Here is a 20,728-nt window from a genome sequence, read left to right on the forward strand (position 1 = left end):
ATGCCCAGTATCGACATCCGCCATGCCCACTCGCTCAGCCCCGACCAGGCCCGCCAGGCCGTCGAGGAGGTCGCCGGAAAGCTCTCCGAGCGTTTCGGCGTGGCCTGCGACTGGTGCGGCGACCGCGTGGACTTCAACACATCGGGCGTCCAGGGCCGGATCGCGCTGGAGCCCGGGCAGGTGCACGTGACCGCCCAGCTGGGCCTGCTGATGTCGGCGTTCAAGGGACCGATCGAGTCCGAGATCCGTCGAGTCCTGGCCGAACGCTTCGTTTGAGGGGCGCGCGTCGGGGCGATCGCTCCCGGCGCACACGTGGCATACACCCCCTCCGTGGTGTCCTCCCGGGTGAGGTGCGCTTTTTGGCGTGCCGACTTTCCCCAACGAGGAGCATGCGCATGGCCAAGCAGAAGAAGCCCGGCAAGAAGGGCCGGGACACCCACGACGCCCTCGATCCGCAGGCCCAGGCCGAGGCCATGGCCCGCGGCATGAGCGAATCGGCCCAACAGATCTGGTTGGCGGGCGTCGGCGCCTTCGCCCGCGCGCAATCGGAAGGCAACAAGCTCTTCGAGAGCCTGGTGCGCGAGGGCATGGGCTTCGAGAAGACCGCGCGCGAGGCGGCCGGCCACCAGGCCGAAGCCATGCGCGAGGCAATGGAATCGAGGGTCGGCCAGGCACGCGAGCGCGCCAACGAGACATGGAAGCGCCTGGAGACCGCGTTCGAGTCGCGCGTCGCCGAGACCCTGGGGCGCCTGGGCGTGCCCACCCGCGCCGATATCGCCGAACTGAACGCGAAGCTCGACGCGCTGGCCGCGCGTTCACCGGCCGCCCCGCGTCGCGCGCCCGCCGTCAAGGCGGCCGCCGCCAAGCGCACCCCACCCGCCACGCCGCGCAAGACCGTGCGCAAGGCGGTCAAGTCACCCCGCGCCGGCGTCGCCAAGCGACCGCGCGCGTCCTGATCCGGAAGTCGCGGGCGCGCCCGTTCCGTCGCGTCCGCGAGCGCCCGCACTCGGCTTCGTACACATACCTGATCGGATCGTTCAGCTCCCGTGAACCGGCGCACTGACTTCACCTGCGCCAGCGCGTATAGTCGCCGCGCTCACATGCACCACAAGACGATTCCGGCAGGCTAGAGGACAGGATGCTCACGGCTTCATCGCTAATGATCACACTGGGCGTGACGCTCACGCTTGGCGCTGCACTGACCCTCTATTGCTGGCATGTCCGCCGCAAGCAGCACGAAACCCGCCAGGGCCTGGTCACGCTGGCGGGCATGCGCTGGCGCGAGTTCTCCAACTTCGTGGTCGAAGCGCTGCATGCGCAGGGATTCGAGACCGATCCCCAGCAGACCAGCCCGCAGAGCGGGCAGAAATCCGACGTGCGGCTGATCCGCGACGGCAGGACGTGGTTGCTGTCGTGCAAGCAGGGCGTGAAATACCGGATCGACGCCGCGCAGGTGGACAGCCTGGCCGGCTCGGTCAATTTCCATGGCGCCGGCGGCGGCATCATCGCCACGCTGGGCCACGTCCAGGCCGACGCACGACGCAACAGCCATGGCCTGGAACTGCTCGACGGCAGGGCCGTCTGGGCCCTGGTCGAACACCTGCTGCCCAATGGCCTGCACCAGTCCGTGGCCCACCATGCACGCCGCCGGACACTCCTGGAGATCGGCCTGGCCTGGCTGCTCGCCGTGCTCCTGGGCGTGGGCGCGGCGTTCATGCTGGCGCCCGGCGAGGCGCCGGTTCAGCCGCCGCCCGCTCCCACTGCAGCGAGCGGCGACGCGGAGACGCCGCCCGCCCCCGCGCCTGTGCAGCAAACGGAACCCGACAACGCGGCCTCGCCGTCGCCACCGCCGCCCGCGAGCCCGGCAGCGGGCGACGAGGCCTCGCAGCGCGAGCAGATCGTCTCGCGCATCAATGCCCTGCCCGATGTCCAGCGGGCCGCTTGGAGCACGCGCTCGACCCTGCTCGTCGGCATGGCCGAAGGCGCGGTGGACGGTCCCGAGTTCGTCCGCCCCATCTGCGACATCCTGGGCGAGTATCCCGACCTGCGGGCATCGCGGGTGCAGTTGCAGCCACTGGACGGCGGCACGCAGTCGGTCCGCTTCATGCAGTGCCACCAGTACTGACATGACCAGGGGGCACCAACGCGCCCAACGCGCGTGTTGACCCCCCGCCGGCCGCGTGGTGTGATTCGGCCGAACCCAACCGCGGCACCCGCCCGATGACGGATCTGGAAAGCGCTTTCGCGCAGGCGGCACGCGATGTCCACGCGCTGCCCGTTCGCCCCGACAATTCCACCCTGCTGCAGCTCTATGCGCTGTACAAACAGGGCAGCGAAGGCGACGTCAGCGGTCCCGAACCGGGCTTCTTCGATTTCGTCGGCACCGCCAAATACAAGGCCTGGGCCGAACTGGCCGGCACGCCGCGCAACGAGGCCCGCCAGCGCTACGTCGACCTGGTCGTGCGCCTGCAGCAGGGCTGAGCGGCACCCGGCCGCGCTTCGCACGGGCCCGCCGATCATGAATCCGTCGCACGAAACCCCTTGCCTGCCGCTTGCGCGACCAGTAAACTGCGCGGCCCACGCCAGCGGCTTCCAATAGCGCCAGGCACGGGCGGTTAGCTCAGCGGTAGAGCATTGCCTTCACACGGCAAGGGTCGCAGGTTCGATCCCTGCACCGCCCACCAACACCCCGAAAGGCCGGCCCATCGCCGGCCTTTTTTGTTGCGCCGGCCAGGGCCTGGCATCGGCCCGCACATCCCAGGAGCCTGCATGGACGAGTGTCGCTACTTCCACAACCCGCGCTGCTCGAAGTCGCGCGCGGCGCTCGCCCTGTTGCAGGCGCGCGGCATCGAACCCGAGATCGTCGCCTATCTCGATGCGCCGCCCAGCATCGAGGAACTGCAGGCGCTGCTGCAGGCGCTCGGCATGGCGCCGCGCAACCTGCTTCGCACGGGCGAAGAGGCGTACAAGGCCCTCGGCCTGGACGATCCTGGCGTCGACGACGCGCGCCTGCTCGCGGCGATGCATTCGCACCCGAAACTGATCGAACGGCCCATCTTCGTGCGTGGCCAGCGCGCCGTGGTCGGCCGTCCGCCGGAGCGGGTGCTCGAACTGCTCGACTGAGCGGGCGCCGGGCGCGCCGGCCTCAGTGCGACTTGCTGCGCCGCATCGCCTCGACCTTGGCGGGCGCGGTGAAGGCCTCGCTGCTGGCATCGGCCCAGAAATCCTGGAACACCGCATGGTCGGGCACGCCGTGCAGGAGCTCGCCGGGTGCCAGGAAACGATGGAGCGCGGCGAGCGAGCGCACTTCGGTCGGCGACACGCGCCGCAGGATGTGTTCGGGTCCGACCTGTCCGGGTTCGGAAAGACCCGCCGCGCACAACAGGTCGCGCAGCGCCTTGAGCGTGTTCTGCTGGAACCCCGCCACGCGCACCGCCTTGTCGGCGACGTCCAGGTGGCGCCACCGCGACGGATCCTGCGTGGCGACGCCGGTGGGACAGCGATCGTTGTGGCAGCTCTGCGCCTGGATGCAACCCAGGGCGAACATGAAGCCGCGCCCGGCGTTGCACCAGTCCGCGCCCATGGCCAGGGTCCTGGCCAGGTCGAATGCACTGGTGATGCGCCCGGCGGCGGCGACGCGGACCTTGTCGCGCAGCTCCAGGCCCACCAGGGTGTTGTGGACCAGCATCAGGGCCTCGTGCATCGGCAGGCCGACATGATCGATGAACTCGGCGGGTGCCGCGCCGGTGCCGCCCTCGGCGCCGTCGACCACGATGAAGTCCGGGAGGATCCCGGTTTCGCGCATGGCCTTCGCGATGCCGAACCACTCCCAGGGATGGCCCACCGCGAGCTTGAACCCGGTCGGCTTGCCGCCCGACAGCTCGCGCAGGCGCGCGACGAAGTCCAGCAGCTCCCGGGGCGTCGAGAAGGCACTGTGGCGGGCGGGCGAGATGCAGTCCTCGCCGACCTGCACGCCCCGTGCCGCGGCGATCTCGGCGGTCACCTTGGCGCCCGGCAGCATGCCGCCATGGCCGGGCTTGGCGCCCTGCGACAGCTTGATCTCGATCATCTTGACCTGGTCGGTGCGCGCGTTCTCGACGAAGCGCTCCTCGCTGAAGCTGCCGTCCGGGTTACGGCAGCCGAAGTAGCCCGAGCCGATTTCCCACACCAGGTCGCCGCCCGGTTCGCGGTGGTAGCGTGAGATCGAGCCTTCGCCGGTGTCGTGGTAGAAGCCGCCCAAGCGCGCGCCCTCGTTGAGGGCGCGGATGGCGTTGGCCGACAGCGAGCCGAAGCTCATCGCCGAGATGTTGAACACACTCGCCGAGTAAGGGTGCGCGGTGCCCTCGCCCACCAGCACGCGGAAGTCGTGCGAGCCGTGCTCGATCGGGTTCATCGAATGGTTGATCCATTCGTAGTCGAGCGCGTAGATGTCCTGCAGGCTGCCGAAGGGACGCACGTCGCTGACCGACTTGGCGCGCTGGTACACGAGCGCGCGCTGCTGGCGCGAGAATGGCACCTCGGCGGTGTCGGCCTCGATGAAGTACTGGCGCATCTCCGGACCGATCGATTCGAGCCCGTAGCGGAAATGCGCGAGGACCGGGTAGTTGCGGCGCAGCGTGCTGGTCTTCTGCAGCAGGTCCCAGGTGCCCAGGCCCGCGACCAGGCCGAAGATCGCCACGCCCCAGGCCCACTTCGGGTCCACGGCGAGCAGGCCGATCGACAGGGCGGTCAACAGCAGGCTGAGGGCATAGGCGGAATAGCGGGACATGCGGGCTCCGGGTGGGCGCGGGCGGATCGGATCGCGGGTGTGCCTACTGTGCCGGCGAAGGCGTCGGCGTGGTGTCGGCGCGCAGGGCCTCGAGGATGCGAAGGCCGCCACGGCCGTCGACCGGCAGGCCCAACCGCGCCTGCTCGAGCTTGATCGCCGCGCGGGTGGCCGAACCAATCATCCCGTCGACCTCGCCGATGTCGTGCCCCCTCGCGAGCAGCAGTTCCTGCAGCTCGCGACGCTCGCGGCGCGAAAGCCCCGGGTCGGGCGTCGGCCAGGGCGTCGTGAACCCGCCCCGGCCGCGCAGGCGGTCGGACAGGTGCGCGATCGCCAGCGCATAGCTTTCGGCCGCGTTGTAGGAATAGATCGCATCGAAGTTCTTGAACACCAGGAACGCCGGTCCCGCCTCACCCGCAGGGAGCAACAGCGCGGTCGGTGTCTGCGCCGGCAAGGCGATTTCCACGCCGTCGATACGGCGCACGCCGCGTCCCTGCCAGTATGCCAGCGGATGCCGGTTCTTTCGCCCGGCGCCCGAGACGTCGAAGCCTTCCGGCAGGCGCACCTCGAACCCCCACGGCTGGCCGCTGCGCCAGCCCGAACGCTTGAGGTAGTTCGCCGTCGAGGCCAGTGCATCGGGCACGCTGCCGACCAGGTCGCGACGGCCGTCGCCGTCGAAGTCCACCGCGATGCGCCGGTACGTCGAGGGCATGAACTGGGTGTGGCCGAACGCACCGGCCCAGGAACCGACGAGCTTGTCGGGTGCGACGTCGCCGGACTGCACGATGCGCAGCGTCTCGATCAGTTCGCCGCGGAAGAAGGCCTGCCGACGCCCCATGCACGACAGCGTGGTCAGCGAGGTCAGCAAGGGGCGCTTGCCGAACACCTGTCCGTAGTTGCTCTCCACGCCCCAGACCGCGACCACGGTCGCCGGATCGACGCCATAGACGTCCTCCACGCGCGCCAGGGTCGCGGCGTGGGTGGCGAGCATGGCCTTGCCCTCCTCCACGCGCTCCTCGTCGACGAGGCCGGCCATGTAGTCCCAGATCGGCGTGCTGAATTCCGGCTGCCGGTCCAGCAGTTCGAGCAGGCTTGGGTCGGGCGTCACGGTGGCGACGTTGGCGTCGAACACGCTCGCATCGATGCCCTCGGACAAGGCCTTGCCACGCAGGCCGTCGACGCATCGGTCGAAGTCGGCGGCGGCGACCGGCGCGCCGAACGAGAGGGCGGCAGCGAAGGCGGTTGCAGCGAAATTTCGTGATGGAGTGCGCATGCGACCAGCCTAACGCGCGACCCGCGCGCGGTGCCAGCCCGGAAGCGAAGGCCCGACCTGGTGCCCGGAGCCGGGTTCGAACCGGCAAGGGGTTGCCCCCGGCGGATTTTAAGTCCGCTGCGTCTACCTGTTTCGCCATCCGGGCGGCACGACGTGTCGGCGCGTAGCTTACGCCACATGTCCGTGGCGATGCGCCGGGGCCGGAAAACAAAACGGGACGCCCATGGGAGCGTCCCGTCTGTCTGGAGGCCGAGGTCGGAATCGAACCGGCGTACACGGATTTGCAATCCGCTGCATAACCACTCTGCCACCCGGCCGGTGACTGTCCGGAAGCTTAACGCCTTTGCGGGCGTTTGCGCGCTGCATTGCGCTTTCGTCTTCCGGAAAAAACAAAACCCCGCAGAGGGGGCTTTGTCAAAAGGGTTGCCCCTTCCTGAAACTGGAGCGGGAAACGAGACTCGAACTCGCGACCCCGACCTTGGCAAGGTCGTGCTCTACCAACTGAGCTATTCCCGCTGAGGAGCCGCCATTTTAGGCATCGCCACGAAAGTGTCAACTGCTTTTTTCAGATTTTCGTATCCGCGCTCAGGGTCGGCCATGCCGCACGCAGGTACGCCAGGCCCGACCACAGCGTCAGCAGGGCCGCCGCGGCCAACAGCCACTCGCCGATCACGAACACCGGCAGCCCGACGAAAGGCTCCTGGTACAGCAGGCAGACCAGCGCGACCATCTGCACGATGGTCTTGATCTTGCCGACCGTGGCGACCTTGACCTTGGAGCGCTCGCCGACCTCGGCCATCCACTCGCGCAGCGCGGACACCGCGATCTCGCGCCCGATGATCACCGCCGCCCACAAGGTCATCCAGATCGTCGGGTGGGCCTGCACGGTGAGCATCAGCGCGATGGCCACCATGAGCTTGTCGGCCACCGGGTCCAGGAAGGCGCCGAAAGCTGAATGCTGGTTGTAGGCGCGCGCGATCCAGCCATCCAGCCAGTCGGTGATCGAGGCCATGGCAAAGATGAACGCGGCGGCGAAATTGGTCCACTTGAACGGCAGGTAGAACACCAGCACGAGTACCGGGATCAACAGGATCCGCAGCAGGGTGAGCATGGTGGGCACCGTCAACTTCATCGATTACTCCGCGTGGACCGCGTCAGGTGGGGGTGTTCTGGGCGCCGGGGGCATCCAACCCATGCAGGGTGGCATAGATACGCTCCGCGAGTGAAACATTGATGCCCTCCACGCGGGCGATTTCCTCCACCCCCGCGGCCTTCAGGCCGCCCAGGCCGCCGAAGTGCCTGAGCAGGCTGGCGCGCCGTCGCGGTCCGATGCCGGGGATGTCCTCCAGGCGACTGGTGTTGCGCACCTTCTGGCGCTTGCCGCGATGGCCGGTGATCGCGAAGCGGTGTGCTTCGTCGCGCACCTGCTGGACCAGTTGCAGGGCCGGCGACTCCGCGCCCGGGCGCACGCTTCGGCCGTCGGGCAGCAGCAGCTCCTCGTCGCCGGGACGCCGGGCCGGGCCCTTGGCCACGCCGACCAGCAGCACGCCCTGGACGCCGAGCTCGGCCAGGGCCTCGCGGGCCTGGGCCACCTGCCCCGCGCCGCCATCGATCAGCAGCACCTCGGGCAACACGCCCGCCTCGTCCATGGCCCGGCGGAAGCGCCGTTCGATGGCCTGGTGCATGGCCGCGTAATCGTCGCCGGGCTCGATCCCGGCGATGTTGTAGCGCCGGTACTGGGCACGCACCGGGCCTTCCGCGTCGAAGACCACGCACGAGGCCACCGTGGCCTCGCCCATGGTGTGGCTGATGTCGAAGCACTCGATGCGCGATGCCGGCTCCTCAAGCCCGAGCAGCGCCTGCAGCGCCTCGGCCCGGGCCTTCTGGGCGGCGTGGCTGGTGCGTTCGGTCGCCAGCGCCAGGGCCGCGTTGCGGCGCGCCAGGTCGAGGTAACCCGCGCGCTCGCCGCGCACGCGGCTGCGGATCTGCACCCGGCGCGCATCCACCGCGGAGAGCGCCTGCTCGATCAGCTCGCGGTCGGGAATGTCGCGGTCGAGGACGATCTCCGACGGCGGCCGCTGCTCGCCGTAGTACTGCGACACGAACGCGGCCAACACCTCGTCCGGGCTCTCGCTGCCGTTGGTGCGGGGGAAGAACGCGCGCGTACCGAGGTTGCGGCCGTCGCGGAAGGCGAGCAGCAGCACGCAGGCCGCGGCCCCCTGCATGGCCACGGCCAACACGTCGAGGTCCGCGGCGCGGCCGTCCACGTACTGGCGTGCCTGCAGGGTGCGGATCGACGCGATCAGGTCGCGCAGGCGCGCGGCCTCCTCGAAGTCCAGGCGCTCGCTGGCCGCCTCCATGGCCGTCCCGAGCTCGCCGGTCAGCTCGTCGCTGCGCCCTTCCAGCAGCATCGTCGCGCGGCGCAGGCTCTCCCGGTATTCGCCGGCGGACACCCGCTCCACGCACGGGGCGCTGCAGCGACCGATCTGGTACTGGAGACAGGGCCGGGAACGGTTGCGGAACACGCTGTCCTCGCAACTGCGCAGGCGGAACAGCTTGTGCATCAGGTTGAGCGTCTCGCGCACCGCGCCCACGCTGGGGTACGGGCCGAAATAGCGGCCGGGCTGGGTGCGCGGGCCCCGGTGCATCGCGATGCGCGGCCAGGCCTCCTGGGTCATCAGCACGTAGGGGTAACTCTTGTCGTCGCGCAGCAGCACGTTGTAGCGCGGCTTGAGCGACTTGATCAGCTGGTTCTCGAGGATCAGCGCCTCGGCCTCGGTGCGCGTCACCGTGACCTCCATGCGCGCGACCTGCGAGAGCATGGACATGATCCGCGCGGACTTCGGCGAGGCGTTGAAATAGCTGGCGACCCGCTTGCGCAGGGCGCCGGCCTTGCCCACGTACAGCACGCTGTCGTCGGCGGCGATCATGCGGTAGACACCGGGCGCGGTACTCAGGCCGCTGACGAAGGCCTTGCCGTCGAAGGGCGGCGGCGCGCTCATCGGCCATGCCCCTGCCCGCGCGCGCCGACATCGATCGGCGCAGGCGCGGTGCGAGGTGGAACGGGGCGGATCATGGCGGGCATCCGCCCAAGGATTGGGTCCGCGAGCGCCAAGGGCAAGCCCCCCGTGCGCGGCGCCGGCACCACGTCACGCCCTCAGCGGCGGTATTCGCGCTGCAGGCGGGCCAGCACGCCCGCGGCGGCGGCATCGAGCAGGCGGAACACATGCTCGAACTGCGCTTCACCGCCCGTGTAGGGATCGGGAATCTCGGGGTCGTCCGCCAGCCCCGCCCATTCCAGCAGCAGCCCGCTACCGGCGCGCGCGCCGTCGGCCGGCGCGAGCCGGCGCACGTCGCGCAGGTTGGCGCGGTCGGCGCACAGCAACCAGTCGAAGTCGTGGTGGTCGTCGACGGCGAACTGGCGTGCCCGCAGGTCGCCGATGTCGACGCCGTGCTCGCGCGCCTTGGCCACCGCGCGGCGATCGGGCGGCTGGCCGACGTGCCAGTCGCCGGTACCGGCGGAGTCGATCTCGACCTGCCCCGCCAGCGGCGAGGCCTCGATGCGCGCACGCAACACGCCCTCGGCCATCGGCGAGCGGCAGATGTTGCCCAGGCAGACGACGAGCAGGCGGATCGGCTCAGCCATGCGACGCGGCCAGCCGGGCCTCGGCGCGCGCGAGGTCGTCGGGGGTGTCGACGCCGGGCGGGAAAGCCTCCGGCGCCAGGGCGACGGCGATGCGGCAGCCCGCCTCCAGGACGCGCAACTGCTCCAGCGCCTCGATCTGCTCCAGGCGCCCGGGCGGCATCGCCGCGAACCGCTTCAGGAAACCGACGCGGTATCCGTAGATGCCGATGTGGCGGAGCCAGTGGCCGCCTTCGGGCAAGCGGTCGCGGTCGCGCTGGAACGCATCGCGGGGCCAGGGCATCGGCGCCCGGCTGAAGTACAGCGCATCGCCGTTGGCGGCGCGCACGACCTTCACCGCATTGGGGTCGAACAGCGTGTCGACGTCCTCCACCGCGGTGGCCAGGGTCGCCATGTCCGCCCCGCTCTCGCCGACGAGGGCGGCGACGGCGCGGATGCCCGTCGCCGGCGCGAAGGGCTCGTCGCCCTGCAGGTTGACCACCACCGTGGCGTCGTCCCAGCCGGCGATGGCCGCGCATTCGGCCAGCCGGTCGGTGCCCGATGCATGCGCGCGCGAGGTCATCGCCACGCGCACGCCGGCGCCCTCGAGCGCGCGTGCGATGCGCTCATCGTCGGCGGCGACCCAGACCTCGCGCGCGCCGGCGGCGAGCGCGCGGCGCGCCACGTGCAGCACCAGCGGCTCCCCGCCGAGCAGGCGCAGGGGCTTGCCGGGCAGCCGGGACGCATCGTGGCGAGCGGGTATGGCGACGACGAAACCAGGTTCAGTTCGACTCATCAGGGCTCCCCAGCGCCTGCAGGCGCGCGATGAAGGCGACCCAGAAGGCCTCCGGCAGTTCCGCGCGCACCGGCACGCTGAAATGGCTGGGCGCCAGGAAGTCGCGGCATTTCACCGCGTCCTTCTCGGTCATCAGGACCGGCAACGGACTGCCGAACTCCAGGTCGGCTTCGCTGTAGTCGTGGTGGTCCGGAAAGGCATGCGGGACCACGGCGATGTCGCGCTGGCGCAGCATCGCGAAGAAGCGCTCGGGATTGCCGATGCCGGCGACCGCGTGGACCCGGTGACCGGCGAAGGCCTCCAGGCCGCAGGGCCGGCCACCGACCAGGGGCAGCGCCTTGTCGGCCATCAGGCGCATCGGCCACTCGCCGAAGCCGGCACGCGCGCCCTCGCCGTTGCCCTCGGGCACGTTGGCGATGCGGAAATCGCAGCGGCGCCCGCGCTCGACCGGCTCGCGCAGCGGGCCGGCCGGCAGCAGGCGACCATTGCCGTAGCGGCGCTGGCCGTCGATGACCTCGATCTCGATGTCGCGGGCCAGGCCGTAGTGCTGGAGTCCGTCGTCGCAGACGACGACATCGCAGCCGGCCTCGGCCAGGGCCCGCGCGGCGGCATGGCGGTCGCGGTCGACGCGAAGGCGCACGCCGGTGTGGGCGGCGATCAGCACCGGCTCGTCGCCTGCGCGCGCCGGATCGGTCCGCGCGTCGACCCACAGCGGCGTGGCCTCGTCCTCGCGGCCATGGCCGCGACTGGCGACGCCCGGCGTGTAGCCCTGCTGGCGCAGGCGCTCGACGATGGCGATCGTCAGCGGGGTCTTGCCCGATCCCCCCGCGGTGATGTTGCCGACCACCACCACCGGCACGCCGGGATGGCGCGAACGCAGCCAGCCCTTGCGGTACAGCCAGCGCCGCGCGCCGGTGACGCCGGCATAGAGGCCCGAGACGAGTTTGGCGAACAGGGGCGCGGGCGCGCCGTCGTACCAGTAGCGCGGCGCCTGTCCCCGCGCCCGCTGCGTGCGTCCGGTCATGTCGCCTCGCGGAACTGCATTCGATGGAGGTGTGCATACAGTCCGTCGGCGGCGATCAACCCGGCGTGAGTGCCCCGCTCGACGATGCGGCCTTCGTCCATGACCAATACCTGGTCGGCATGCTCGATGGTGGCGAGGCGGTGCGCGATCACCAGGGTCGTGCGGTTGGGCATCAGGTGCTCGAGCGCGTCCTGGACCAGGCGTTCGGATTCCGCATCCAGCGCCGCGGTGGCCTCGTCGAGGATCAGGATCGGCGCATCCTTGAGCATCGCCCTTGCGATCGCCAGGCGCTGCCGCTGGCCGCCGGAGAGCTTGCCGCCCTTGCTGCCGATGCCGGTCTGCGCGCCCTCGGGCAGCTTCTCGACGAACTCCATCGCGTTCGCGCCGCGGATCGCCGACGCCAGGGCCTCCGGCGAGCGTCCGCGCAGCTCGCCGTAGGCGATGTTGGCGGCGACGCTGCCGTCGAACAGCATCACCTGCTGGCCGACCAGCGCGATGTTGCGGCGCAGATCGCTCAGCCTGTACTCGTCGAGCGGGTGGCCATCGAGCCGGATCTGCCCGGCTTCGGGCTCGTAGAAGCGGGGGATCAGCTTGATCAGGCTGGTCTTGCCGCTGCCCGAGCGACCGACGATCGCGGTGACCGTGCCGGGTCTCGCGGTGAAGCTGACGTCGGCCAGGGCCGGCGTCTCCTGGCCGGGGTAGCGGGCGGTCACGCCGTCGAACTCGATCACGCCGCGGGCCCGGTCGAGCGGCCGGGTGCCGGAATCGGGCTCGTCCTCGGCATCGAGCACATTGAACAGGCGCTCGGCCGAGGCGACGCCGCGCTGCAGCATGTTCTGCACGTTGGTGAGCTGCCGCAGCGCCGGGATGATCGCCATCATCGCGATCATCAAGGCCACGAAGCCACCCGCACTGAGGCGACCTGCCGCGGCTTCGCGACCGGCGAAGAACAGCAGCAGGGCCAGCCCCACCGAGCCCATCAGCTGCACCATCGCCGAGGAGAGGCTGCGCGTGGATTCGACCTTGACGCTGAGGCGGCGGTGGTGGTCGGCCTGCGCGGCATAACGCTGCATCTCGACCTCCTGCGCACCGTACACCTTCACTTCCTGCTGGTTGGACAGGGCCTGGTCGGCGGACTGCATCAGCTGGCTGCCGCTCTCCTGGATGCGATGGCTGATCTTGCGGTAGCGCTTGCCGACCCGGTCCATCACCCAGGCCAGCGGCGGCGCCATGATCAGGATGGCGATGGTCACCTGCCAGCTGGTCCACAGCATGACGATCAGGCTGGCGATGACCTGGAAGGACTGCTGCAGCATGACCTTCATGGCATCGACCGCGGCCTGCGCGACCTGGTCGCTGTCCGAGCCCAGGCGCACGAGCATCGAGGGCACCGGCTCGCTGTCGAAGCGCGCCCCCGGCAGGCGCAGGTATTTGTCGAGCACCTTCACCCGCAGGTCGCGGGAAATCCCGCGGCCGGCATGGGCCATGCCCATGTCGCTGACGTAGCCGGCGATCCCGCGCAGCACGAACAGGCCGACGATGATCAGCGGCAGCCAGCTGCGCAGGCCGGAGTCCTCGCGAATGAAGGTCTCGTTGACCACTGGTTCCATCAGCTTGGTGAAGGCGCCGCCCGCGGCGGCTTCCACCACCATGCCGACCAGGGCGACCAGCAGGAGCGGCCGATAGGGCTTCGCGAAGGCGAGCAGCCGCCGGTAGATGTCCCAGGCCCTGTCGGGCTTCGTCATGGAGGCGTCCCGGCGGCGGTGGCCGGCGTCGCGGCCTGCGGCGCGGTGGCGATCATCACCCGTTTGAAGCCGAGCTGGCCCAGCGCGTCGTAGGCGGTCACGACCGCCTGGTGGGGCGTGCGCGCGTCGGCGCGCAGGAGCACCGGACGGTCGCGATCGTCGCCGGCGACCTCGGCCAGCGTCGACTTCAACGATTCGAGGTCGTCGCGCAGCACCTCGCGGTCGTCGACGAAGTAACGACCATCGGCGTTGACCAGCACGCTCAGCGACTGGCTGGCATCGTTGGCCTCGCCGGTCGCCTGCGGCAACTGCAGCTTGAGCACCGAACGCGCGTCGAAGGTCGTGGTGACCACGAAGAAGATGATCAGCACGAGGATCACGTCGATCAACGGCACGAGGTTGATCTCGGGCTCGTCGAAGGCGCGATGGTCCTGGATGCGCATGCGCGTCAGGCCCCTGCCCTGGCCGGCGCCTTGCGCGTGGCCGGCGCCGGGCCCGGCGCCGGGCGCCCGGCCGGTTCCAGGGTGTCGAGCAACTGGATCGCCTCGTGTTCCATGGTCACGATGTATTCGCCGATCCGGCCGCGGAACCAGCGGTGCATCATCAGCGCGGGGATCGCCACGATCATGCCCGTCGCCGTGCAGACCAGGGCCTTGCCGATGCCGCCGGCGAGCTGGTTGACGTCGCCGATGCCCTGGTCGCCGATCACCAGGAACATCTGGATCATGCCCACGACGGTGCCGAACAGGCCCAGCAGGGGCCCCGCCGCGGCGATCGTGCCCAGCGTGTTCAGGAAACGCTCCATGCGGTGCACCAGGTGGCGCCCGACGTCCTCGATGCGTTCGCGGACCTGGTCGCGCGGGCGGTTGCGCACGTCGAGCGCGGCGGCCAGCAATTCGCCCAGCGGCGAGGTGCGGCGCAGCGATTCGATGTGGGCCGGATCGAGCTTGCCGCGACCGGCCCAGGCGCGCACTTCCTTGCCCAGGCCGGGCGGGAGCACCGCGGCGCGGCGCAGCGTCCAGGCACGTTCGACGATGATCGCCAGGGCCACCAGCGACAACAACAACAGCGGGATCATCGGCCAACCGCCGGCCTTGACCAATTCGAGCACGCGAAACCTCCGGCCTGCGCCGTGAACATCCGGCCGATAGGATAGCCCAGTCACCGCGCCTCCGAAGCCGCGCGCCCGCGGGACTCCGCATCCCACCCCCGCGGCTGTGCCACGCGTCTCGATTCCACCGTGGCGCCGCCCGGTGCCAGGCGCACCGCGAGGCTGCCGGCCCGGGCCGTGTCGTGGACCTCGGCGCCCGCCGCCCGCCAACGCGACACCACCGCCGGCCTGGGATGCCCGAAGCGGTTGCCGTGGCCGCTGGATACCAGCGCGTGGCGGGCGCCCGTGGCGGCGATGAACGACGCGCTCGACGACGAACCGCTGCCATGGTGCGGCACCAGCACCACGTCGGCGCGGAGGTCCGTGCGGCGCAGGTTCAGCAGGCGCGTCTCGACCACCTCGCTGATGTCCCCGGTGAACAGCGCCGTGGCGCCTGCCGCCTCGATGCGCAGGACGCAACTGGATTCGTTGCGCAGGTAGGGAAAGTACGGCGTCGGGTGCAGGACCTCGAAGCGGACCCCGTCCCACTGCCAGCGGTCTCCCGAGACGCACGGCCGTTGCGCGCCGACGCCCGCGCCGTCCGGCGCGACCAGCGCGGCGCCCGGGAAGGCCTCGACGACCGCCTCCAGGCCCCCGGCGTGGTCGCGGTCGGCATGGCTGAGCATGATCCGGTCGAGCCGCCCCACCCCCAGCGCCCGCAGCGCCGGGACCACCACGCGCGCGCCCGCGTCGTACTCCCCGTCCCGGCTGGCCGGCCCGGCGTCGTAGAGCATCTGGTGGCGCGCGGTCCGCACCAGCACCGCCAGGCCCTGGCCGACGTCGAGCACCTGCAGCTCCGCCTCGCCGTAGCCGGGCAGCTGCCGTGCCGGCCACAGCAGCGGCAGCCACAGCAGCAGCGCAAGCGCCCGGCCCGGCACGGCGCGCGGCAGCAGCAACCAGAAGGCCCCCAACAGGGCCAGCAGGAGCGCCCAGGCATCGGATTCGGGAATCCAGCGAACGGCGAGCGGGCTATGTCCCAGGCGTTCGAACAACGGCCAGGCGAGGTCGAAGCAGAGCGCCGACAGCCGCCACAGGCCGGTCCCTGCGCCCGCGAACAGGCTGTCGAGCGCAGTGCCGGCCAGCGCCAGCGGCACCACGACCAGGCTCCACCAGGGCACGGCCACCAGGTTGGCGACCGGACCGGCCAGCGAGGCCTGGCCGAACAGGGCCACGCTGAGCGGGAGCAGGCCCAGGGTGGCGACCGCCTGCGCCGACAGGAAGGCGCGCAGCGGGCGTCGCTCGGGGTCCGGCAGGCACCACAGCAGCCAGGCCACTCCCATGAAACTGAGCCAGAAGCCGGCCGACAGGACCGACAGCGGATCGAGCAGCAGCATCACCAGCGCGGCCACCGCGAGGGCGCCCGGCATGTCGACCCGGCGCCGCCCCAGCCGCATCGTGGCCACCGCCGCGATCATCAGTACGGTGCGTACCGTCGGCAGGGCGAACCCGGCGACGGCGGCGTACAGGCCGGCCCCGATCACGCCCGCCAGGGCGGCGGCCAGGGGCCTGGGCAGGCGCCGGCTGAGCCCCGGGAAGCACCACCACAGGGCCTGCGCGAGCAGGGCGGCGAAGCCCGCCACGAGGCCGACATGAAAACCGGAGATGGCGACCAGGTGGGTCAGGCCGACCGCGCGCAACAGCGCCCAGTCGCTGTCGTCCAGGCCCCGCGTGTCGCCCAGGGCAAGCGCGCGCACGAACCGCGAGGATGGCGCCTCCACGCCCTCCCCGATCCGCGCGGACATGCTCTCGCGCCAGGCATCGATGCCGCTCGCCGGCGACAGCATGAGCGCGCCAGCCGGTGCCACGACATGCCCCTGCGCGGCCAGGCGCGCGGCCAGTGCCGAACGTTCGCCATCGAAGCCGCCGGGGTTGCGCAGGCCGCGGGGCGCCCGCAGGCGCAGGTCCAGCCGCCAGCGCTGTCCGGCGCGGTAGCGCATCCGCGCATCGAGCGCGGGATCGCGCAGGCTCGCGCGCACCAGACGCCCACGCAGGACCGCCGGCGCCGGCGGCGCATCGTCGACGCGGAACTCGAAGCGGGTCCGCCCGGCCTCGTGGATCGGCAGCCCGGCGATGCGTCCGGTCACGCTTGCCGTCGTCTTCTCGAGCCGCGGCGGCAACTGCAGTGACAAGGCATGCTGGGCGTGAAGTGCGGCCAGGCCCAGGCCCAGCAACACGCCCGCGGGGAGCCGCAGGCGGGGCGTCGCCAGCAGTAGGCCCGCACCAGCCAGCAAAGCCGGCAGGCCCACCCACAGGGGCGGGAAACGCGGCAGCCAGAGCGCGGCCAGGCACCCCGCGAGCACGCAGGTGGCGACGGCCGGGCCGACCAGGGGCGGCCCCGCATGGGATGGGGTGGGCGCATCGGGCGGCGTCCGTGCCGCTGGGATCATCCTCAGACCTCGTCGGGTGAAAGCTCCCTGAGCTTGCCTTCGTGCAGTTCCAGCACGCGGTCCAGGCGCCGTGCGAGGCGCCGGTCGTGGGTCACCATCACCAGGCTCGTGCCCTGCTCGCGATTGAGCGTCAGCATCAGCTCGAACACCGTGGAGGCGGTCTTTTCGTCCAGGTTGCCGGTCGGTTCGTCGCCGAGCACGCAACCCGGGTTGTTGACCAGCGCCCGCGCCACCGCGGCGCGCTGGCGTTCACCGCCCGACAGCTCACCGGGCTTGTGGCCCAGGCGGTGGCCCAGGCCCACCGCTTCCAGCAACGCGGTCGCCCGACGGTCGGCTTCGGCGACCTCCGCGCCACCCAGCAGGACGGGCATCATCACGTTCTCGCGCGCGGTGAACTCCGGCAGCAGGTGGTGGAACTGGTAGACGAAGCCCAGCGCCCGGTTCCTCAGGCGGCCGCGCTCGGCATCCGACAGGCCGTTCATGCGGTGGCCGGCGACCAGCACCTCGCCCGCCGTGGGCACGTCCAGGCCGCCGAGCAGGTGCAGCAAGGTGCTCTTGCCCGCGCCCGAAGCGCCCAGGATCGCCACCGTCTCGCGCTGGCGCACGGTCAGGTCGAGGCCGTCGAACACCGGCGTGTGCAGGCCGCCCTCGGCATAGGTCTTGCCCAGGGCCCGGCACTCGATGACCGGTGTCTCGTCCGCGGCGTGGGTGGGCCGGATGTCATTCATAGCGCAGGGCCTCCGCGGGCGCCGTGCGCGACGCGCGCCAGGCCGGGTACAGGGTGGCGATGAAGGCCATCGCCAGCGCGGTGCAGGCGATCATCACGATGTCGTGCACCTGCAGGTCGGTGGGCAGGCCGGTGATGTAGTACACGTCGGCGGACGGCAGCAGGCTCACCCCGAAGACCTCCTCGATGAATCGCAGGATGTGCTCCAGGCTCAGCGTCAGCGCGATGCCGCCGACGACCCCGATGACCGTGCCGACCACGCCGATCACCGAACCCTGCACCATGAACACCCGCATCACGCCGCCCGGCGACAGGCCCAGGGTGCGCAGGATGGCGATGTCGGCCTGCTTGTCTGTCACCAGCATCACCTGCGAGGACACCAGGTTGAAGGCGCCCATCGCGATGATCAGCGACAACAGGATGCCGATCAGCGTCTTCTCCATCTTCAGGGCATGGAACATGTTGGCGTTCTCGCTCGCCCAGTCGCTGACCCGGTATGGCCCGCCAAGGCCGAGCGCGAGGTCGCGGGCGACGTCCCAGGACTGGTCCATGTCGTTCAGGCGCAGGCGCACGCCGGTGACGCCATCGCCCATCCGCAGCACCCGCTGCAGGTCGGACATGTTCACCACCGCCAGGCCCTTGTCGAACTCCTGGTATCCGGCCTCGAACAGGCCGCTGACGGTGAAGCGCTTCTGCTGGGCCACCGCGCCCATCGGCGTGCTGCGGAAATTCGAAGTGGTCACGATGACGCTGTCGCCCACCCCCACGCCCAGCCAGAGCGCGAGCTCCTTGCCCAGCACGATGTTGAACTTGCCCGGCGCGAGCGAATCCAGTCTTCCCATGACCATCTTCTCGGCGAGCACCGACGTGGTCGCCTCGCGCTCGGGGACGATGCCCCGGATCATCGCCGGCTGGTTGCGCGTGCCGGAGACCAGCGCCTCTTTCTCGACGTAGGGCGCGGCGCCGGCCACGCGCGGGTCGGCGAGCGCCATGTCGACGGCGCGCGGCCAGTCCTCGAGCGGCTCGCCATAGGCGCTGACGGTGGCGTGGGCGACCATCTGCAGCATGCGGTCGCGGATCTCGCGCTGGAAGCCGCTCATGACCGCCAGGGCGGTGATCAGCGTCATCACGCCCAGTGCGATGCCGGCCAGGGATGCGAAGGAGATGAACGAGATGAAGCCGTTCCGGCGTTTCGCGCGAAGGTAGCGCAGGCCAATGGCCACGGGGATGGGTTTGAACATAGCGGCCTATGGTGCCATCGATCCGGGATTCCGGGCAGGTGCGACCCGGATCAATGCCAGCCGGAGTTCACGTCGGTCGGCGGCGGGCAAGGTGTCGGGCAGCCACGCGCGGCGCCGGGGACGTCCGCCCTCCCCGCGCCAGCTCGCCACGACCAGGGGGCCGCGCCAGACGACCTCGAAGCCGTCCACGGGCGCCCCGTCGATGCGTACGCCCTCCGCGGCCAGGACGATGTCCAGTGGCGGTCGCCCCCACTCGCGATGCGCCTGGTGCAGCCCATAAGCCAGGGCGGCGACGGCGATGGGCCAGGACGCGCGCGGCGGCAGGCCCGATCCCAGGCAGGCCAGTGCCGACAGGGTCGTCGCCACCAGCAGGGCAACGCACATCCAGCTCGAAGGCCGCCATTCAAGGCGGCAGGGTGCGAATCCGGTCGACAAGCGCCTGGAGCGAGGCATCGGGAGCGGTCTCGTGGCCCATGAACCAGTGCCAGAGCTTATCGTCCTCGGTGTCGAGCAGGCGCAGGAAAACCGCGCGCTCGGCGGTAGGACTTTTGCGCCATTGCGTGTCCAGGTACCGCTCGAACAGGCGGTCGAGTTCGCGCATGCCGCGCCGGCAGCGCCAGCGCAGCCGCCGCAGCTCGGCGTCGTCGGCCGCGTCGCCGGTACCCGCCATGCTTCAGCCCCGCAGCAGGCCGAGGGCCAGGTAGGCCCACAGCAACCACAGCGCCGCGCCGCCGGCGACGTAGGCCGCGAAGCGGTGCATGACCTTGTTGTAGCTCACCTGGATCGCGCTGTGCGCGACCCGCAGCGCGACGAATGCCCAGGCCAGTGCCAGCACGACGCCATCGACCATCCCGACGCGGTCGGCCACCACCAGGGCCAGGTAGAACAGCACCGGCAGCTCGAACAGGTTGCGGAAATTGTCGGCGGCGCGGCTATCGGTCAGCAGCGACTGCGCCTGCGAGGAGGTCGCGACCTTCTGCGGGTGGATGCGCTCGCGCTTCATCTGCCCGACGCGCATGAAGAACATGCGCCACCAGACCAGGAAGGTGAGTCCCGCCATCGCCAGCGCGGGCAGCCAGATCGAACGCTCGTCCATCCCCGTTCCCCTCTCGGCGGGCGGTCAGGGAGCGTTTGCGCCCGCTCCCACCCGGTTATGCCACGCCGGTCAGACGCGGCGGGCCAGCATCAGCTTCTTGATCTCGCCGATCGCCTGCGCCGGGTTCAGGCCCTTGGGGCAGGTACGCGCGCAGTTCATGATCGTGTGGCAGCGATACAGCTTGAACGGATCCTCCAGGTCGTCCAGGCGCGCGCCGGTGTCCTCGTCGCGGGAGTCGACGATCCAGCGGTACGCCTGCAGCAGGATCGCCGGCCCCAGGTAGCGGTCGCCGTTCCACCAGTAGCTCGGGCAACTGGTCGAGCAGCAGGCGCACAGGATGCACTCGTACAGGCCGTCGAGCTTCTTGCGGTCCTGCGGCGACTGCAGGCGCTCGCGATCGGACGGCGCCGGGCTCTGCGTGCGGATCCAGGGCTTGATGGACGCGTATTGCGCGTAGAAGTGGGTCAGGTCCGGGACCAGGTCCTTGACGACTTCCATGTGCGGCAGCGGGTAGATCGGCACCTCGGCCTTGCCGCAGTCGCTGATGGCCTTCGTGCAGGCCAGCGTGTTGGTGCCGTCGATGTTCATCGCGCACGAACCGCAGATGCCCTCGCGGCAGGAGCGGCGGAAGGTCAGCGTCGGATCGATCTCGTTCTTGATCTTGATCAACGCGTCCAGGACCATCGGGCCGCAGCTCGACAGGTCCACGTCGTACGTGTCCACCCGTGGGTTCATCCCGTCGTCGGGGTTCCAGCGGTAGACCTTGAACGTGCGGACGTTGCCCGCGCCCGACGCGGCCGCGAAATGCCGGCCCTTCTGGATCTGCGAGTTCTTGGGGAGAGTGAATTCAGCCATGGCCTAGGTTCGGGAATAGGGAAAGGGGAATCGGGAATCGGAGGAAG

At 70.5% G+C, this 20,728-nt stretch carries 20 protein-coding genes, 4 tRNA genes and 2 pseudogenes; 6 read left to right on the top strand and 20 right to left on the bottom strand.

What is annotated here, in order from left to right:
- From H4F98_RS02305 to arsC, 6 genes are all read left to right on the top strand, one after another.
- Positions 1-276, top strand: a complete 276-nt coding sequence (locus tag H4F98_RS02305) for a polyhydroxyalkanoic acid system family protein (protein ID WP_182685048.1) — start codon at positions 1-3, stop codon at positions 274-276.
- A 119-nt stretch (positions 277-395) separates the two neighbouring features.
- Entirely contained in the window at positions 396-956 is a 561-nt protein-coding gene (locus tag H4F98_RS02310) for a phasin family protein (RefSeq protein WP_182685049.1), read from the top strand.
- 218 nt (positions 957-1,174) lie between these two features.
- Positions 1,175-2,125 carry a restriction endonuclease gene (locus H4F98_RS02315; RefSeq protein ID WP_182685050.1) on the top strand — a complete coding sequence of 317 codons (951 nt, stop codon included), beginning with the start codon at positions 1,175-1,177 and terminating at the stop codon, positions 2,123-2,125.
- Between the two features lie 95 nt (positions 2,126-2,220).
- Complete coding sequence (locus tag H4F98_RS02320) at positions 2,221-2,481, top strand: acyl-CoA-binding protein (protein WP_182685051.1); 261 nt, start codon at positions 2,221-2,223, stop codon at positions 2,479-2,481.
- 128 nt (positions 2,482-2,609) lie between these two features.
- A tRNA-Val gene (locus tag H4F98_RS02325) sits at positions 2,610-2,684 on the top strand.
- Between the two features lie 85 nt (positions 2,685-2,769).
- Positions 2,770-3,123, top strand: coding sequence for an arsenate reductase (glutaredoxin) (gene arsC, locus H4F98_RS02330; RefSeq protein ID WP_182685052.1), 354 nt, complete (start codon positions 2,770-2,772; stop codon positions 3,121-3,123).
- A gap of 22 nt (positions 3,124-3,145) precedes the next feature.
- Here arsC and H4F98_RS02335 read toward each other — a convergent pair whose 3' ends face one another.
- From H4F98_RS02335 to H4F98_RS02430, 20 genes and pseudogenes are all read right to left on the bottom strand, one after another.
- Positions 3,146-4,768 carry an FMN-binding glutamate synthase family protein gene (locus H4F98_RS02335; RefSeq protein WP_182685053.1) on the bottom strand — a complete coding sequence of 541 codons (1,623 nt, stop codon included), beginning with the start codon at positions 4,766-4,768 and terminating at the stop codon, positions 3,146-3,148.
- Between the two features lie 49 nt (positions 4,769-4,817).
- A pseudogene (locus H4F98_RS02340) lies at positions 4,818-6,038 on the bottom strand (lytic murein transglycosylase); the annotation flags it as partial.
- 58 nt (positions 6,039-6,096) lie between these two features.
- A tRNA-Leu gene (locus tag H4F98_RS02345) sits at positions 6,097-6,183 on the bottom strand.
- 98 nt (positions 6,184-6,281) lie between these two features.
- Positions 6,282-6,355: transfer RNA gene (locus tag H4F98_RS02350), tRNA-Cys, on the bottom strand.
- A 123-nt stretch (positions 6,356-6,478) separates the two neighbouring features.
- Positions 6,479-6,554, bottom strand: a tRNA-Gly gene (locus H4F98_RS02355).
- Positions 6,555-6,603: 49 nt separating this feature from the next.
- Entirely contained in the window at positions 6,604-7,170 is a 567-nt protein-coding gene (pgsA, locus tag H4F98_RS02360; RefSeq protein WP_182685055.1) for a CDP-diacylglycerol--glycerol-3-phosphate 3-phosphatidyltransferase, read from the bottom strand.
- Positions 7,171-7,192: 22 nt separating this feature from the next.
- Complete coding sequence (gene uvrC, locus H4F98_RS02365) at positions 7,193-9,040, bottom strand: excinuclease ABC subunit UvrC (RefSeq protein WP_182685056.1); 1,848 nt, start codon at positions 9,038-9,040, stop codon at positions 7,193-7,195.
- Positions 9,041-9,195: 155 nt separating this feature from the next.
- Complete coding sequence (locus H4F98_RS02370; RefSeq protein ID WP_182685215.1) at positions 9,196-9,672, bottom strand: arsenate reductase/protein-tyrosine-phosphatase family protein; 477 nt, start codon at positions 9,670-9,672, stop codon at positions 9,196-9,198.
- Positions 9,673-9,676: 4 nt separating this feature from the next.
- Entirely contained in the window at positions 9,677-10,456 is a 780-nt protein-coding gene (kdsB, locus tag H4F98_RS02375) for a 3-deoxy-manno-octulosonate cytidylyltransferase (RefSeq protein ID WP_182685057.1), read from the bottom strand.
- Positions 10,443-11,480 (bottom strand): tetraacyldisaccharide 4'-kinase, encoded by a 1,038-nt coding sequence (gene lpxK / locus H4F98_RS02380; RefSeq protein ID WP_182685058.1) that lies wholly within the window; start codon positions 11,478-11,480, stop codon positions 10,443-10,445. The genes kdsB and lpxK overlap by 14 nt, the downstream gene beginning before the upstream one ends.
- Positions 11,477-13,225, bottom strand: a complete 1,749-nt coding sequence (gene msbA, locus H4F98_RS02385) for a lipid A export permease/ATP-binding protein MsbA (RefSeq protein ID WP_182685059.1) — start codon at positions 13,223-13,225, stop codon at positions 11,477-11,479. Before msbA ends, lpxK begins: the two co-directional genes overlap by 4 nt.
- Positions 13,222-13,668, bottom strand: a complete 447-nt coding sequence (locus H4F98_RS02390; RefSeq protein WP_182685060.1) for an ExbD/TolR family protein — start codon at positions 13,666-13,668, stop codon at positions 13,222-13,224. Before H4F98_RS02390 ends, msbA begins: the two co-directional genes overlap by 4 nt.
- 5 nt (positions 13,669-13,673) lie before the next feature.
- Positions 13,674-14,336 (bottom strand): MotA/TolQ/ExbB proton channel family protein, encoded by a 663-nt coding sequence (locus H4F98_RS02395; protein WP_182685061.1) that lies wholly within the window; start codon positions 14,334-14,336, stop codon positions 13,674-13,676.
- Positions 14,230-16,762: pseudogene (locus H4F98_RS02400) on the bottom strand (DNA internalization-related competence protein ComEC/Rec2); the annotation flags it as partial. The gene H4F98_RS02395 and the pseudogene H4F98_RS02400, both read right to left, overlap by 107 nt.
- A gap of 2 nt (positions 16,763-16,764) precedes the next feature.
- On the bottom strand, positions 16,765-17,490 hold the full coding sequence (gene lolD, locus H4F98_RS02405; protein ID WP_182685063.1) for a lipoprotein-releasing ABC transporter ATP-binding protein LolD: 726 nt from the start codon (positions 17,488-17,490) through the stop codon (positions 16,765-16,767).
- A complete protein-coding gene (locus H4F98_RS02410) occupies positions 17,483-18,730 on the bottom strand; it encodes a lipoprotein-releasing ABC transporter permease subunit (protein ID WP_182685064.1) in 1,248 nt (415 codons plus the stop codon). Before H4F98_RS02410 ends, lolD begins: the two co-directional genes overlap by 8 nt.
- A 6-nt stretch (positions 18,731-18,736) precedes the next feature.
- Positions 18,737-19,114, bottom strand: a complete 378-nt coding sequence (locus H4F98_RS02415; RefSeq protein WP_246372758.1) for a hypothetical protein — start codon at positions 19,112-19,114, stop codon at positions 18,737-18,739.
- A gap of 19 nt (positions 19,115-19,133) precedes the next feature.
- The gene (locus tag H4F98_RS02420) at positions 19,134-19,400 is read right to left on the bottom strand and encodes an FAD assembly factor SdhE (protein ID WP_182685066.1); all 267 of its coding nucleotides are present in this window, start codon (positions 19,398-19,400) and stop codon (positions 19,134-19,136) included.
- 3 nt (positions 19,401-19,403) lie between these two features.
- Entirely contained in the window at positions 19,404-19,826 is a 423-nt protein-coding gene (locus H4F98_RS02425; protein WP_182685067.1) for an MAPEG family protein, read from the bottom strand.
- A gap of 69 nt (positions 19,827-19,895) precedes the next feature.
- Positions 19,896-20,681: a succinate dehydrogenase iron-sulfur subunit gene (locus H4F98_RS02430; RefSeq protein WP_182685068.1), complete on the bottom strand. Its 786-nt coding sequence runs from the start codon at positions 20,679-20,681 to the stop codon at positions 19,896-19,898.
- Positions 20,682-20,728: the final 47 nt, after the last annotated feature.

It is taken from the genome of Marilutibacter spongiae (assembly GCF_014145325.1).
Classification (GTDB): domain Bacteria; phylum Pseudomonadota; class Gammaproteobacteria; order Xanthomonadales; family Xanthomonadaceae; genus Marilutibacter; species Marilutibacter spongiae.

Bases quoted from the DNA above. Each gene is read 5' to 3' on its own strand.
- H4F98_RS02305 (WP_182685048.1), top strand. From the start codon at position 1: ATGCCCAGTATCGACATCCGCCATGCCCACTCGCTCAGCCCCGACCAG.
- H4F98_RS02320 (WP_182685051.1), top strand. From the start codon at position 2,221: ATGACGGATCTGGAAAGCGCTTTCGCGCAGGCGGCACGCGATGTCCAC.
- H4F98_RS02410 (WP_182685064.1), bottom strand. From the start codon at position 18,730: ATGTTCAAACCCATCCCCGTGGCCATTGGCCTGCGCTACCTTCGCGCG.
- kdsB (WP_182685057.1), bottom strand. From the start codon at position 10,456: ATGAGTCGAACTGAACCTGGTTTCGTCGTCGCCATACCCGCTCGCCAC.
- H4F98_RS02415 (WP_246372758.1), bottom strand. From the start codon at position 19,114: ATGTGCGTTGCCCTGCTGGTGGCGACGACCCTGTCGGCACTGGCCTGC.
- arsC (WP_182685052.1), top strand. From the start codon at position 2,770: ATGGACGAGTGTCGCTACTTCCACAACCCGCGCTGCTCGAAGTCGCGC.
- uvrC (WP_182685056.1), bottom strand. From the start codon at position 9,040: ATGAGCGCGCCGCCGCCCTTCGACGGCAAGGCCTTCGTCAGCGGCCTG.
- H4F98_RS02420 (WP_182685066.1), bottom strand. From the start codon at position 19,400: ATGGCGGGTACCGGCGACGCGGCCGACGACGCCGAGCTGCGGCGGCTG.
- H4F98_RS02335 (WP_182685053.1), bottom strand. From the start codon at position 4,768: ATGTCCCGCTATTCCGCCTATGCCCTCAGCCTGCTGTTGACCGCCCTG.
- lpxK (WP_182685058.1), bottom strand. From the start codon at position 11,480: ATGACCGGACGCACGCAGCGGGCGCGGGGACAGGCGCCGCGCTACTGG.
- H4F98_RS02430 (WP_182685068.1), bottom strand. From the start codon at position 20,681: ATGGCTGAATTCACTCTCCCCAAGAACTCGCAGATCCAGAAGGGCCGG.
- msbA (WP_182685059.1), bottom strand. From the start codon at position 13,225: ATGACGAAGCCCGACAGGGCCTGGGACATCTACCGGCGGCTGCTCGCC.
- H4F98_RS02390 (WP_182685060.1), bottom strand. From the start codon at position 13,668: ATGCGCATCCAGGACCATCGCGCCTTCGACGAGCCCGAGATCAACCTC.
- H4F98_RS02425 (WP_182685067.1), bottom strand. From the start codon at position 19,826: ATGGACGAGCGTTCGATCTGGCTGCCCGCGCTGGCGATGGCGGGACTC.
- lolD (WP_182685063.1), bottom strand. From the start codon at position 17,490: ATGAATGACATCCGGCCCACCCACGCCGCGGACGAGACACCGGTCATC.
- pgsA (WP_182685055.1), bottom strand. From the start codon at position 7,170: ATGAAGTTGACGGTGCCCACCATGCTCACCCTGCTGCGGATCCTGTTG.
- H4F98_RS02310 (WP_182685049.1), top strand. From the start codon at position 396: ATGGCCAAGCAGAAGAAGCCCGGCAAGAAGGGCCGGGACACCCACGAC.